General features: G+C 59.4%; 10 protein-coding genes. 1 reads left to right on the forward strand and 9 read right to left on the reverse strand.

Features of this window, described 5'->3' with window-relative positions; genetic code table 11:
* Window positions 1-72 precede the first annotated feature (72 nt).
* Genes NXC24_RS24350 through NXC24_RS24360 form a run of 3 tightly spaced genes read right to left on the reverse strand, consistent with a single transcriptional unit; the run spans window position 73 to window position 2,749 of the window.
* Complete coding sequence (locus tag NXC24_RS24350; RefSeq protein WP_104826001.1) at window positions 73-966, reverse strand: proline iminopeptidase-family hydrolase; 894 nt, start codon at window positions 964-966, stop codon at window positions 73-75.
* A gap of 26 nt (window positions 967-992) precedes the next feature.
* Entirely contained in the window at window positions 993-1,583 is a 591-nt protein-coding gene (locus NXC24_RS24355; protein ID WP_104826002.1) for an ANTAR domain-containing protein, read from the reverse strand.
* Entirely contained in the window at window positions 1,580-2,749 is a 1,170-nt protein-coding gene (locus tag NXC24_RS24360) for a transporter substrate-binding protein (protein ID WP_104826003.1), read from the reverse strand. Before NXC24_RS24360 ends, NXC24_RS24355 begins: the two co-directional genes overlap by 4 nt.
* A 484-nt stretch (window positions 2,750-3,233) precedes the next feature.
* On the opposite strand from NXC24_RS24360, the gene NXC24_RS24365 reads away from it, so the two are divergent.
* Window positions 3,234-4,889, forward strand: a complete 1,656-nt coding sequence (locus tag NXC24_RS24365) for a GGDEF domain-containing protein (RefSeq protein ID WP_104826004.1) — start codon at window positions 3,234-3,236, stop codon at window positions 4,887-4,889.
* 137 nt (window positions 4,890-5,026) lie between these two features.
* Here the strand turns inward: NXC24_RS24365 and NXC24_RS24370 are convergent, their stop codons facing one another.
* The 6 genes from NXC24_RS24370 to NXC24_RS24395 form a co-directional block, all read right to left on the reverse strand.
* A complete protein-coding gene (locus tag NXC24_RS24370) occupies window positions 5,027-6,694 on the reverse strand; it encodes a globin-coupled sensor protein (RefSeq protein ID WP_245464140.1) in 1,668 nt (555 codons plus the stop codon).
* Window positions 6,695-7,001: 307 nt separating this feature from the next.
* Window positions 7,002-7,721, reverse strand: coding sequence for a LuxR C-terminal-related transcriptional regulator (locus NXC24_RS24375; protein WP_104826006.1), 720 nt, complete (start codon window positions 7,719-7,721; stop codon window positions 7,002-7,004).
* A gap of 108 nt (window positions 7,722-7,829) precedes the next feature.
* A complete protein-coding gene (locus NXC24_RS24380; RefSeq protein ID WP_158704549.1) occupies window positions 7,830-8,354 on the reverse strand; it encodes a sarcosine oxidase subunit gamma family protein in 525 nt (174 codons plus the stop codon).
* Window positions 8,355-8,376: 22 nt separating this feature from the next.
* Window positions 8,377-11,340, reverse strand: coding sequence for a sarcosine oxidase subunit alpha family protein (locus NXC24_RS24385; RefSeq protein WP_104826008.1), 2,964 nt, complete (start codon window positions 11,338-11,340; stop codon window positions 8,377-8,379).
* Window positions 11,337-11,609, reverse strand: a complete 273-nt coding sequence (locus tag NXC24_RS24390; RefSeq protein ID WP_104826009.1) for a sarcosine oxidase subunit delta — start codon at window positions 11,607-11,609, stop codon at window positions 11,337-11,339. The genes NXC24_RS24385 and NXC24_RS24390 overlap by 4 nt, the downstream gene beginning before the upstream one ends.
* A 21-nt stretch (window positions 11,610-11,630) precedes the next feature.
* Window positions 11,631-12,881: a sarcosine oxidase subunit beta family protein gene (locus NXC24_RS24395; protein WP_104826010.1), complete on the reverse strand. Its 1,251-nt coding sequence runs from the start codon at window positions 12,879-12,881 to the stop codon at window positions 11,631-11,633.
* Window positions 12,882-12,947: the final 66 nt, after the last annotated feature.

Below are 12,947 nucleotides of genomic sequence, written 5' to 3' on the forward strand. Positions count from 1 at the left end.
GTCTGTTCCCCTCATTGTAGCTGGTTCGATACGGCTGCTATTTACGACCGGTCCGTTGACAGTCTCTTGCTTTCAGGGCGCTTTCTCATTCAGAAATGCGCCAACCTCGGCCATGCAGGCCGCGCGTTCCTCGACATGCGGCATGTGGCTGGACTGTTCAAAGATCCGCCAGCGCACATCCGGGATTTCATCGGCATAGGGTTGCACGCAGGCCTCCGTCGCCTCGTCGTAGCGACCAGAGATCAACAGCGTCGGGACATCGATGGTCGAAAGACGACCGACGATCGACCAATCCTTCATCGTGCCAATGACATGGAATTCGTTGGGGCCGTTCATCGTGTAGTAGACGGTCGGGTCCTCGGCTATGGCATCGAAGGTGCGCTTTACCTCCGGCGGCATGGGGACGACGCGGCAGACATGGCGCTCGTTGAAAACGTCTGTTGCCTTGACGTATTCTGGGCTGCCCGTGGTGCCGGCCAGTTCATGCTTGAGCAGCGTGGCCTGCACGTCGGCCGGCAAGGCTTCGCGAAGGCGATTGGCCTCGGAAATCCAGGTTTTCATTGCCGCGGGCGAATTGGCGATCACGAGCGCCTTGAGACCGGCCGGCCGATCGACGGAGAATTCAGCCGACAACATGCCGCCCCAGGATTGTCCGAGCAGGCAATAGGCGTCCCGGATGCCCAGATGGTCGATCAAGTTATGGAGCTCCGCCTTGAAGAAGGCGACCGTCCAGAAATCACCGCCCTTTTCCGGCAGGTGCGTGGACTTGCCATTGCCCACCTGGTCATAGTGGATGACGGCGCGGCCGGTGGCGGCGATATCCTTGAAACTGTCGACATAATCATGCGTGCAGCCAGGCCCGCCATGCGCGACGATCAGCGGCGGCTTGCCGGATGCGAGGTCTCCAGTGATCCGGTACCAGCTCCTGTAACTGCCATAGGGCGCATAGCCTTCGATTACCTCCATATTTCGTCTCCTTCTTGTTCGTCTTCCTAATGTCCGCCGTGGGTACGCCTGTCGTTCTTGCAGATGGCGTCCGCGGCCTCTTCGACCGTCATGCCCCAATCCATCGAGATGCGTCTCAAGCGTTTGAAAGCGGCGGCTTCGCCGGCATATCCCTGCTGCATCAATTGCAATACGGCGCGCACCACGATCGGTCGCTGACGCAATCGGTCCTCGAGCGCACGGATATCATCGGCATGGCTGCGGGCTTTCTGGTAGGCATGCGATGCGATCAGCAGCGCGCTATAGGCGCCTGTCGAGCCGATCGGCTTCAGCATATGCGCGTTCGAGCCCTGGGAGAGCACCCATTCGATCCGCCCCGGCGCTTCCGAGCCGATCAACGCGACGAGCGGCATCGGCGAAAAGCCAGATGGCCAGGGAAATTGCTGGTCGTGTCCCATGTCGGCATCGAAGAACACCACATCGGCCTGAGCATCCTGCTCATCGAGCTGCGGCCAGACGGCCTTGACCTGGATGTGCAGCGACTCCAACTGGCGCGTCAGCGCCTCGACGGACGGATGCGGCCGATGCAGGATCACTGCGCGCCACCTCGAAAACATCGGTCGTTCGAAGCGGCTCATTTGACCACCTTCAATCCCGCGCCCGGCCCATAAACGCTCGGCCTGCCGGGAAAAATCGAACGCACCAGATAGGGATCTGCCTCGACAACAGGGGTTTCGGTGTCGAAAATCTCGAAACCGCCCTCGCTGTCGGACCTGCCGATATATGGCCGCAAACCGGCGTAATGGGTGCGCGGATCAAACGAAATCGGCCCGATGGGCGTATCGAACCGCCGTTGCGTCACCACTTTGCGGATCAAATCCGGATCGTCCGTGCCGGCATCGGCGATCGCCTGGGCCAGGACGGAAACCGCCATATAGGCGAAGGCAAATGGCCCTGTGACCGGCCGGCCGTCGCCACGGCGAGCTGCCAATCGCGTCTTGAAATGCCGATTTTCCTGAGTGTCGAGCCTGTCCAGATAGATGTTGGTGACGATGTGCCCAGCCTTGGCTTGCGAACTCAGGTCGGTGAGATCGATTTCCGAAAGGTTGCAGGCCACGAGCGGCCGGCGTTCGGCGCTAAAATCGACGTTCTCCTCACGCAGTTCCGCATAGGCCCGGATGAACGCATGGGCGGAACGGCCAACAAGGTTGGAGAGGATGAAATCCGGCCGCTTCAGGCGGATTTCGGCAATCAGGTGATCGACCTCTTCCGAACCGAGCGGCACGAAGCGCTCTGCCAGCACCTCGCCACCCGCCGCCTCGGTCAGCTCGCGGGCGATGCGGCCAATTTCCCAGCCCCAGATATAGTTCGAGCCGACGATGAACGGCCGCCGGCCGTAACGCGGCAAGACGTAGTCGAACAGCGGCAACAGATGCTGGTTCGGACAGGCGCCCAGATAGATGACGCTGTCACTCGTCTCATAGCCCTCGTGCGGAAAGGCGTACCAGAGCAGCGTGCCATGGCGTTCGACGACTGGAAGCACTTCCTTCCGGCTCCAAGACGTGATCGCGCCGACGATGTGCCGACATCCCCTTTGCCGGATGGCGACCTCGGCGAGTTCGGCATAGCGTTCCGCACTCCCGGCTGGATCATCGACACGCGGGTCGAATTGGAAGAAATAGCTGGAATCACCGTTGAGTTCGGCGATTGCCGCCAAGGCTCCGTCCACGGCATCACGGCCAAGTGTCGCATAAGTGCCCGTCGTCGAATAAAGAAGTGAGAGAGGGACGGGCTTTCGGGTCATAGGATGTCCCGCAACCCACCGAATGGGCAGCGGCCGATTGCGCGCCGCTCGAAAGACAATGGACTATCCTCGTTGGGGGTATTCTTGATCACGCCAAAATCTCGGTTTGAACGCTTGGCACGACCGACCAAACGGCACGAAAAAAGCCCCGTCCGCAGGGTGTGCGGAAAGCGGGGCTCATTTGCCGTTGGCGATCAATGCCATTTCTTGCTTTAACGCTATGACAAGCTCACTTTATAGTCAATTAGAAATCATGCTCATTTTTCAATCATTCGCCTGCGCCCAATCCGGCGATACCGCGCCGCGGCTGGTTAGGCGCTGGGATATGGGGCGCCATCTTCCCGGGCAATCCTCAAATCAAGGTTAACTGGGAACATTGAGACGGCGTTAACTTACATGCCATGATGAAAATGGGCCTGTCGCATGTTTTGTTGGCTATAGCATCATTGTTAAGCTTCTGGTGCTACCGCTATCCAGAAGACAAATGTTGGCGTTCAATATGCAAACTATTGATATCGAGGCAATTACTCAAAAAGCAAATTCCAGCCTACAGGAAGCGTGGCATCTTGGATGTACGGGCCGCTCGGTTGAGGCACTTACACTTGCCAGCCAAATTCATGCCGATGCCAAGTCGCGGGGCGACGATCGCATTGCCGCCCAATGCGACACGGATATAGCCTGGTATTGTTTGCAGATTGGCAAGGCCGAACTCGGGATAACGCATGTCCGCAGGGCGGTAGACTTCTGGAAATTGAATGGGGAGCCCATCCAGGAAGCCTATGCCCGGGCGTATCTCGGATGGTTATTCCTGGAATTGGGCCTGCCGGAGGAAGCGATCGAAGAGGCTACCCGCGCGTTGGATTTGGCCGACAGGACTGAAGACCTAAAGGTGCAAAGCCTGGCCACCAACGTCATTGGAATTATCTTCTGGTACAACAAGCAGCCTGACCGGGCCATTCTGATGAGCGAGAGATCCGTCGAGCTCGCCAGATCGATCGGCGACAAGACCTATGAATGCTGGTGGCTTATCAATCTTGGCGGTGCCCATTCGGAAGGCGGATATATCGCGCAAGCGCGCGGCGAGCCGGAAGTGGGACACCAGATGCTGATGAGAGCGCTGGAGCTGACGGAAGAGGCGCTCGACATCTCAATCGAGATCGGGGATAGCTGGGCCGCTCGCATTTGTCTCGGCAACGAAGCGGACTACTACAGCCATCTGGGCGAGCATGACAAAGCGCTTCAGTGCATGGTCCGCTATGAGGCGTTTCAGGAGAACAGCTATGTTCGCGACAGGCAGCAATATCTCTACACTTTAGGCCAGGTCCATATCAATTGCGGGAACTTTGTAGACGCGCGATCGCTGTTGCTCGAGGCGCTGGATCTGATCGGCGACGGCGGCAGTTTCGATTCCTATATCCAGATCTATCTTTATCTGTCGCAGGCTTATGAAGGGCTGGGGCAGTTTGACCTGGCGCTGGAGACGCATAAGAAGTTCCACCAGGCATATTTGCAAAACAGCGCCGAGAGAACCCAGCAGCGTGCGCGTCTCGCCGAAATCTACTATGAAACCAAACGGCTTAAGGAAGTCGCGGAGACAGAGTCGAAGCGCGCCGAAACGCTGGAAGCCTCCTATCAGAAATTGCAGGAGGAAACTGATATCCTTGCCAGCGCCGTTTATCTGGATGGGCTGACTGGGCTCTATAACCGCAAATATCTCGACAGCCGCTTCAAGGAGCTAGCGTCCGAGACGCGCCCATATTCCATCGCGATGCTGGATGTAGACCACTTCAAGTCGATCAATGACAACTTTTCCCATATGATCGGGGACCAGGTGCTTAGCGCCATTGGAACCATATTGCGCAACCAGTTGCGGATCACCGATCAGGCGATCCGCTTTGGCGGCGAGGAGTTCGTTGTCCTGCTGGCGGGCCCTCCCGGAGGGGCGGCCGATGTCTGCGAGAGGCTGCGTTCGACGATTGAACGCTGGGACTGGTCGCAGATCTGCAACGGGCTGTGCGTCACGGTCAGCATAGGCGTCGCCGGTAGCCTGTCCGCCAATTCTCCGAACGAGATTTTGGAGATCGCCGATCAGAATCTCTATGCGGCGAAAAAGGGCGGTCGCAACCGGGTTGTTTCGTAGCGAGCGTGCCGTCCAGCGACGTCTCTGTCTGGTAAACGCTGCAAGCATCTAGCTGTGTTGCTGCCCCGTAACCAAAGGCGTACGGGGCAGTTTCTTTGCTCGGCTAACTATTCAAATCCCGCCAAAGCCGCACCGGATTAGAATTCCTCCCAATTGGTAGCCGCGACCGCCAGGTTGCCTTGCGTCGCGTAGGCCTTGGCGAGTTTGGCTCCCAGCGCCCGTGCAGGAGATGCCGTGGGCATGTCGCTTTGCTTAGCTGAGCGAGCCCGGGATACCGATGCCTTGCCGATGTTGAATTCACTGAGCATTGCAGCGATGCGACCGACCTCCAGCGTGAGTGCATGGCTGGCGGCGGTGGATTCCTCTACCATCGCGGCATTCTGCTGCGTGCCCTGATCCATCGAGTTGACGGCTGTATTAATTTCCTGCAGGGCGGTTGCTTGCTCTGTGGATGCTCGAACGATCGCGCCGATATGCCGATCAATCTCCTTGACCTCGTCAGCGATGACCGTAAGCGCTTCTCCGGTTTCTCCAACAAGAGTCACGCCCGCCTTTACCTGCTCGCCCGAATTGTTGATCAGTTCTTTGATCTCCTTTGCGGCCTTGGCCGAGCGCTGGGCGAGTTCGCGAACCTCCTGCGCGACGACGGCAAAACCCTTACCTGCGTCGCCGGCTCGAGCCGCTTCGACACCGGCATTCAGCGCCAGCAAGTTCGTCTGGAAGGCGATTTCGTCAATCACTCCGATAATATTCGAGATTTCCCGCGAAGAGCCGTCGATTGCACCCATTGCGGCGACCGCTTGCCTCACGATGTCACCGGATTTTTCGGCGCCGATACGAGCCTTTGCAACCAGTTGTCCAGCTTCCTCGGCACGCCGGCTGGAATCCTTGACCGTGGTGGTGATTTCCTCAAGTGCAGCAGCGGTCTCCTCGATGGAGGCTGCCTGCTGTTCGGTACGCTTGGAAAGATCATCCGCAGCGGACCGAATTTCCTGTGAGCCAGAGTTGATCTGTGAAGCGGCACCATTGATTTGCTCGATCGTCGCCGACAACTGGTCAAGAGCGTTGTTGAAGTTGTCACGCAGAGCGTGATACGCCGCCGGCAGCTCGTCATCGATCCGGTAGCTGATATCCTTGGCGGCGATTGCCGCCATCGCTTTGCCGAAGCTGTCGCAGACGAGCTGGCGTTCCGCGTCGATCGCCTCGGCCTGAGCCTTCTGCTTTGCGATTTCAGCTTCATCGATATAGACCGAGATCGCCAAGTCCATGTCCAACATCACAGCCTTGACGAGACTGGCAAGTGCCTTGCCGAAGTCCGCACTCTTCATTGTTTTTCGTGAGAATATCCCGCCTTTGGGGAAGATTTCCTCGACGGCGCTCTTGATCAGATGGTCGATAATGATGGCGTAGCCGCCAATGTACCATTGTGGCTCCAGGCCGATGCGGGCATGCACAGTGCCGATCGTACGAACCTTGCCGACATATTCCTCATTGAAATTGCCATCGGCGATATTGTGCCAATGGCCCATCTGCGCACCCTTCGCCCGGGCGATGTTCTCCTCCGTGGAGAAAAAGCGGCTGACCTCTGGGCTCTTGCGCAATTGCGCATAGAACTTGTCCAGACCATGGGGCAGTTCGCGTTCGATCAAAGTTTTTAGGGATCGGATGCCAGCGCGACCGTCCTGATCGAGCTGCATGAAGTCGAGGCGGCGTTCGACGTTCTGACGCCGGGTCTTTGCGCCGGCGGCGTCACCGTTGCCTGCGGGATTGGAGCTGTTGTTGGCATGCATGGAGCGACTCGACATTCTCGACCTCGAAAACAATGGGCTTAAACCGCGATTGGGCACATACCTCAATCACATCGAAACCCGTCGTCATGTCGGCGCTGGCGTCCATCCGCCCTTTCGATAAGCCCCAAATTTGGGCGATTTCCTTTATTTGGCGTTAACCAAAGTCAGATCCTCAAGGCACATCGCTAAAGTCTTCGCAAATCGGATATTTTCTGCGCTTTTCGGATGCGATGATTTGGCGAATGCAGGGGCGCAGCGGCATATCTCTATGCGGCGCTAAGCGCACTCCGAAGAGGAGGCGGGATCGGGAAGGTCCGTCGCCTCAGTTTATGAGGTTCCGGCGAATCGCTTCGGCGACCGCATGGGCGCGATTGGCCGCACCGAGTTTTTTCGTCGCGCTTTTCAGATAGCTATTGATGGTTTCCGGTCGATAATCCGAAGCATCGGCGATTTCCTCACTCGTCAACCCTTTGCTGGCGAGTTCAAGGCTTCGCAACTCACCGTTCGTCAGACGAAGGACGCCGGCGGCGAAGCGATCCATCAAAGGCTTCGTGATTACCCGATGCAGCGGTTCGGCAAAGAAGAGGAGCAAATCCCGCTCGCTTGCTGTGAATTGTTTTTCTCTTGTGAAGCAGACGCCGCCGTAGACGACGCCATCTCTCGCCAATGGCACCTGCAAGCGTTGCCCGATCCTGTAAGCCCGCAGCAAATATTGAAGGCGTTGCGAGGGGGGCGAGATGTCAAAAGCTTCTTCGTCGCTCAGCGGCGTCGTTCGGTTCAGCGACTGGATGACGAGCGGGTCCGATAGACCGAGCTTTTCTCCGAAGTAAGTATCGATATAAGCAGGCGGCATATCGGTATCGATGGAACGGCCCCGTCCAATCCGATACCCGGCGAGATCCAGCCCGCCGACAGCGATGTGGCGGAAATCGACCGCCTTCCTGAGCTGTTCCAGCAGTTCGCTGTCGCGTAGCTGTCTATGGGCGGGAACCTCGGAGAGATCCTTGAAATCGCCCAGGTATTTTATTGCAACACAACCCATCGTCATCTCGTCTTTTGCGCGCTGCCCAATTTTGACGTCGAGAAGTTAATGTCATGTTAAAGTTTGCAAGTTTAGGCGCTGCCCAGATCGCCGATCACGAACGTCACCTCACGCAAATTCGGCGGCCATGATCTCAAGTTCATGCCACAGACTGTCGGCAAATCCGCGCAGGACGAGGAGTTCGTAGCAATCCTCGCTGGTGCGGGCGAGGTTGGCGCCGATATGGCCGATCAGCGTCATCACGGCATGGTTGATGGGGAATTGATCGTCATGCAGGTCCACGCCCGTACCCTTTGCCAGGAGCTGACGCACCTGCGGACCCCTGATGCGGATCCGGCTGCGTCCGTGCGTTTGGTCCACCAGATAGGCGACTGTCGCCAGACGATCGGCGACGACATCAACGTCAAGAGCGCTGCCGGCAACCAAGAACCATTGTCCGGGACCGGAGTTTCTGAGGCTGAGACCTTCTGTTTGCCCGATCGCTGCCAGAATGCCGGCCTCGGTAACAGCGCCGGGGCGGGCCAATAGCTGCAGGATCACACCGTCGGTGACCGCCTCCAGCGCCAGATTCCCGAGCACCTTTGGTTCCCCGACGCGAAGTGCCGGGCGGCGGATGAGTTCAAATTTGGTCATGGCTGCCTCAGATGCCGCGCGTTCAGACATGGAGCTTCTCGTTTGCAGGATCGACAAAGACGGGACTGACGAGGCGTCCGGCGGTAAATTCGTTACGCAGGCCGTTCCAGATCTGCACCTCTTCACCATGGCGGGATGCGCCGCCCTTGACGAGGGCCAGGCCGATGGTGGAACCGACATGGGGCGAGAAGCAGCTCGAAGACACATAACCTTGGTCGTTTTCGAGCGTGGCCGCTGCGTCCTTCTTCAGAATATGTGCACCCGTCCTGAAGCTGACGGCCGGATCGAGCGGCACGACGCCGACCAGTTGCGGACGATCCGGATTGACTAGCCCCTCGCGCGCGACCATGTGCTTGCCGATGAAATCCTGCTTGGCCATGGACACCATCCTGCCGAAGCCGAGGTCGGCTGGGACGACGGTACCGTTGATCTCGTTATGGGTGACGTGCCCTTTCTCGATGCGCAGGACAGCCAGCGCCTCGATACCATAGGCGCAAATTCCACGGGCAGCGCCTGCCTGCATGACGAGATCGGCAACGCTCTCGCCGAAATCTGCCGGCACGGCCAGTTCAAAGGCCAGCTCTCCGGAAAACGAGATGCGGAACAGCCGGCCTTTCAGTCGTCCGCCAAGCAGCGAAACCTCTTTTGCCGCCAGATATGGGAAGGCTTCATTGGACATGTCGTCATCGACGAGTTGCTGCAGCACGGCTCGCGACTTTGGCCCGGCGACCGCCATCTGCGCCCATTGGTCGGTGACCGACGCCAGCCGCACGTCGAGTTCCGGCCAAAGCGCCTGGGCGCAGAATTCGAGATGGTTCATGACACCTGCGGCATAGGCCGTGGTCGTCGTCATGAAATAGCGGTCCTCGGCAAGTCGGCTGGTCGTTCCGTCATCATATATAAAGCCGTCTTCGCGCAGCATCAGCCCGTACCGAGCCTTACCGACCGGCAGCGTCAGAAAACCGTTGCAATAGACGCGATTGAGGAACTCCGCAGCGTCCGGCCCGCACACTTCGATCTTGCCGAGCATGGAGACATCGCAGATGCCGACATTCAGCCGGATATTCTTCACCTCGCGGTCGACGCTTTCGCGCCAGCCATTTTCCCCCGCCCGCGGGAACCAGGCGGAGCGATACCAAAGGCCCGTTTCGACGAAGGTCGCGCCGTTCTTCGCCGCCCAATCGTGCAGTGGCGACTTGCGCACCGGCTGGAAATGCTTCCCGTGCGAGGCTCCTGCCAGGGCGCCGAAGGAAACGGGCGTATAGAAGGGACGGAAGGTCGTGGTGCCGACCTCGGCCGGCGAAACACGCCGCGCCTCGGAGAGGAGGCCGATGGCGTTGATGTTGGAAAGCTTGCCCTGATCGGTCGCCATGCCGTTGGTCGTATAGCGCTTGGCAAGCTCCACGTGACCATAGCCTTCCTGCACCGCAAGGCCGAGATCCTTCAGATGCACGTCGTTCTGGTAGTCGACGAAAGCCTTGCCGGTGATGCCGGGAATGGACCAGAGCGGCCTGGTCGGGGCTGGCACGGTTTCCCGCTCGACGACCGGGTTCTCGCTGACAGAATGGGAAAAGCCGAGGTCCGACAGTGCTGCGGCCGCAGCCTTCTGCCCGGACGCCATGGAGGCATGCAGCCCAAAGACACCTGCGGCCGAGCCCGCAAGCTCCAGATCCGCCAAGCCCTCGGGCGCGAGGAGGGCGGAATGTTCATCGGACCAACGCGGCTTGCCGCGGCGATGGCAGGCAAGGTGGATGATCGGCGAGAAGCCGCCTGACATGGCGAGACTGTCGACCGCGAGCCGCTCCGACTGCCCCTCGCGCCAGATGTCGATCGCTTCGACTGCCTTGCCGCCATGCACGTTCGAGACAAAGCCGCCCCGCACCAGCCGGGCCTTGCCGGTATAGGCGATATGCGCATCACGGCGGCTGTCGATGACCGCCGCCACCTCCATGCCGGCAGCCTCCAGATCGGCGGCGAGCGCATAGCCGCTGTCGTTGCTGGTGAAAACCGCCGTCTTCCTGCCCGGCGCAACGCCATAGTGATTGAGATAGCTGCGCATGGCGCCGGCCATCATGACGCCGGGAATGTCGTTGCCGCCGAAGACCAGCGGCCGCTCTTCGGCACCCGTTGCCAGAATGGCCTTTTTTGCCGCAATGCGCCACAGGCGCTCGACCGGCAGATTTGCCAGAGGTGCGGCAACATGTTTCTGCACACGCTCCACGGCCCCGAAAACCTGGCCGTCATACCAGCCGAATACCGTCGTGCGTGTCAAAAGCTGGACATTGGAAAGGCTCTCCAGTTCCGCAATCACGCCTGCGGCAAAGGAGGATGCCGGCAGTCCGCCGATCAGCGCCGTTTCGCTCAAGGCGTAGCCACCAAGCGCCGCATTTTCATCGACCAGGATTACCCGCGCTCCGGCCCGGCCCGCGGCAAGCGCCGCCATCAGGCCCGCGGCCCCAGCGCCGATCACCAGCAGATCGCAATGCGCCCAGCATTTCTCATAGGCATCCGGATCCGTTTCATGGGATGCCCTGCCGAGACCTGCCGCCTTGCGGATGAAGGGTTCGTAGACCTTCTCCCAGAATTTGCCCGGCCACATGAAGGTCTTGTAGTAGAAGCCGGCAGACAAAAAGGGTGAAAGCAGGCCATTGACCGCACCGATATCATGCTCCAGCGAGGGCCAGCGGTTTTGGCTCTTCGCTTCCAGGCCCTCATAGAGATCCTGCATGGTGGCGCGTGTATTGGGCTCGGTTCGCCCGCCGCGGCCGATGGTCATCAGCGCATTGGGTTCGGCCGCTCCAGCCGTCAGGATGCCGCGCGGGCGGTGATATTTGAAACTGCGTCCAACCAGTTGCTGACCGTTGGCCAGCAAGGCCGAAGCAAGCGTATCACCCGCCAGACCCGTCATCGGCTTACCATCGAAGGTAAAGGATAGCGCCTTCTCCCGTTTGATCAGGCCGCCTTTCGGAAGACGATAGGAGGTCATGCAAGCACCTCCTTTCGTTCAGCAGCATCACGGCAATCATGGATCTCATGCGTGGCCGTATCGCGCGAAACCACAAGCCAGCGGCGGCACCCGGACGTGTGGTGCCAATATTCCTGGTAAGCGCCACGCGGATTGTCGCGCAGATAGACATAATCGAACCATAGGTCCGCTCCGGCGTCGGCGGCGGGGCGCGGCAGGGCGGCGCCTTTCACAGTGAATTCTTCCTTCGGGCGAAGCCCGCAATGAGGGCAGGGAATACGGCTGGCCATGTCATGTCGCTTTCGGAAAAATCAGTGAAGGTTCGGCTGGGCGCCCTGGCCCTTTTCATCGATCATGTAGCCGCGCTGGAAGCGGTCGAGGCGGAACGCTCTCGCCGTTTCATGCGGCTCGCCGCGGGCAATCAGGTGGGCAAAGCAATAGCCCGACGCGGGCGTCGCTTTGAAACCGCCATAACACCAGCCTGAGTTCAGATAGAGATTATCGAGATGCACCTTGTCGATGATCGGCGAGCCATCCATCGACATGTCCATGATGCCGCCCCAGGACCGCAGCACACGGATGCGCGAGAGCGCCGGGATCATGGCCTTGCCGGCTTCCGCGACATGCTCGACCGTGGCCAGATTACCGCGTTGAGCATAGGAGTTGTAGCCGTCGATATCGCCGCCGAACACCAGGCCGCCCTTGTCGGATTGCGAGACATAGAAATGTCCGGCGCCGAAGGTGACAACGCCGTCGATGAATGGTTTCAGGCCCTCGGAAACGAAGGCCTGCAGCACGTGGCTCTCGATCGGCAGCTTCAGTCCGGCCATCTCCGCCACGCGTGACGAATTGCCGGCAGCAGCAAGCGCGAGCCTGCTGCAGGCGATGAAGCCGCGGCTGGTTTCCACCCCGACCGCCCTACCGTTTTCAAGGCGGATATCCGTCACCTCGCAATTCTGGATAATATCGACGCCATGGCTGTCGGCGCCGCGGGCGTAACCCCAGGCGACAGCGTCATGGCGTACCGTGCCGCCACGCCGCTGCAGCAAGCCGCCCTGGACCGGGAAGCGGGCATTCTCGTAGTCGAGAAAGGGCAGCATGGTGCGAACTGCCGCGCGGTCCAGCAGCTCGGCATCGACGCCATGCAGGCGCATGGCGTTGCCGCGCCGCGTATAGGCATCGCGCTGGGCGTCGGAATGAAAGAGATTGAGAACGCCGCGCTGCGAGACCATGGCGTTAAAGTTGAAGTCCTGCTCCAGACCTTCCCATAGCTTCAGCGAGAACTCATAGAAGGGATTGTTGCCGGGCAGCAGATAGTTGGAGCGGATGATCGTGGTGTTTCGCCCGACATTGCCCGAGCCGATATAGCCCTTTTCCAGCACGGCGACATTTCTGATTCCGAAGGTCTTCGACAGGTAGTAGGCCGTCGCCAGGCCATGTCCGCCGCCACCGACGATGATCACGTCATAATGGGGTTTCGGCTCTGGCTGCCGCCAGTGAGCGGCCCAATTCCTGTTGCCACGAAGACCATTGAGGAAGATCGAAAGTGCCGAATACCGCATCCGTGTCCGCTCGATTTGTGAGACTGAAGGAAGGCTAGGCCAGGAATGCGATCAACAATTGCAGAA

The sequence above is a fragment of the Rhizobium sp. NXC24 genome, from assembly GCF_002944315.1.
GTDB lineage: Bacteria > Pseudomonadota > Alphaproteobacteria > Rhizobiales > Rhizobiaceae > Rhizobium.

Coding starts and splice junctions, on each gene's coding strand:
- NXC24_RS24350 (WP_104826001.1), bottom strand. CDS start 966: ATGGAGGTAATCGAAGGCTATGCGCCCTATGGCAGTTACAGGAGCTGG.
- NXC24_RS24355 (WP_104826002.1), bottom strand. CDS start 1,583: ATGAGCCGCTTCGAACGACCGATGTTTTCGAGGTGGCGCGCAGTGATC.
- NXC24_RS24360 (WP_104826003.1), bottom strand. CDS start 2,749: ATGACCCGAAAGCCCGTCCCTCTCTCACTTCTTTATTCGACGACGGGC.
- NXC24_RS24365 (WP_104826004.1), top strand. CDS start 3,234: ATGTTGGCGTTCAATATGCAAACTATTGATATCGAGGCAATTACTCAA.
- NXC24_RS24370 (WP_245464140.1), bottom strand. CDS start 6,694: ATGTCGAGTCGCTCCATGCATGCCAACAACAGCTCCAATCCCGCAGGC.
- NXC24_RS24375 (WP_104826006.1), bottom strand. CDS start 7,721: ATGGGTTGTGTTGCAATAAAATACCTGGGCGATTTCAAGGATCTCTCC.
- NXC24_RS24380 (WP_158704549.1), bottom strand. CDS start 8,354: ATGACCAAATTTGAACTCATCCGCCGCCCGGCACTTCGCGTCGGGGAA.
- NXC24_RS24385 (WP_104826008.1), bottom strand. CDS start 11,340: ATGACCTCCTATCGTCTTCCGAAAGGCGGCCTGATCAAACGGGAGAAG.
- NXC24_RS24390 (WP_104826009.1), bottom strand. CDS start 11,609: ATGGCCAGCCGTATTCCCTGCCCTCATTGCGGGCTTCGCCCGAAGGAA.
- NXC24_RS24395 (WP_104826010.1), bottom strand. CDS start 12,881: ATGCGGTATTCGGCACTTTCGATCTTCCTCAATGGTCTTCGTGGCAAC.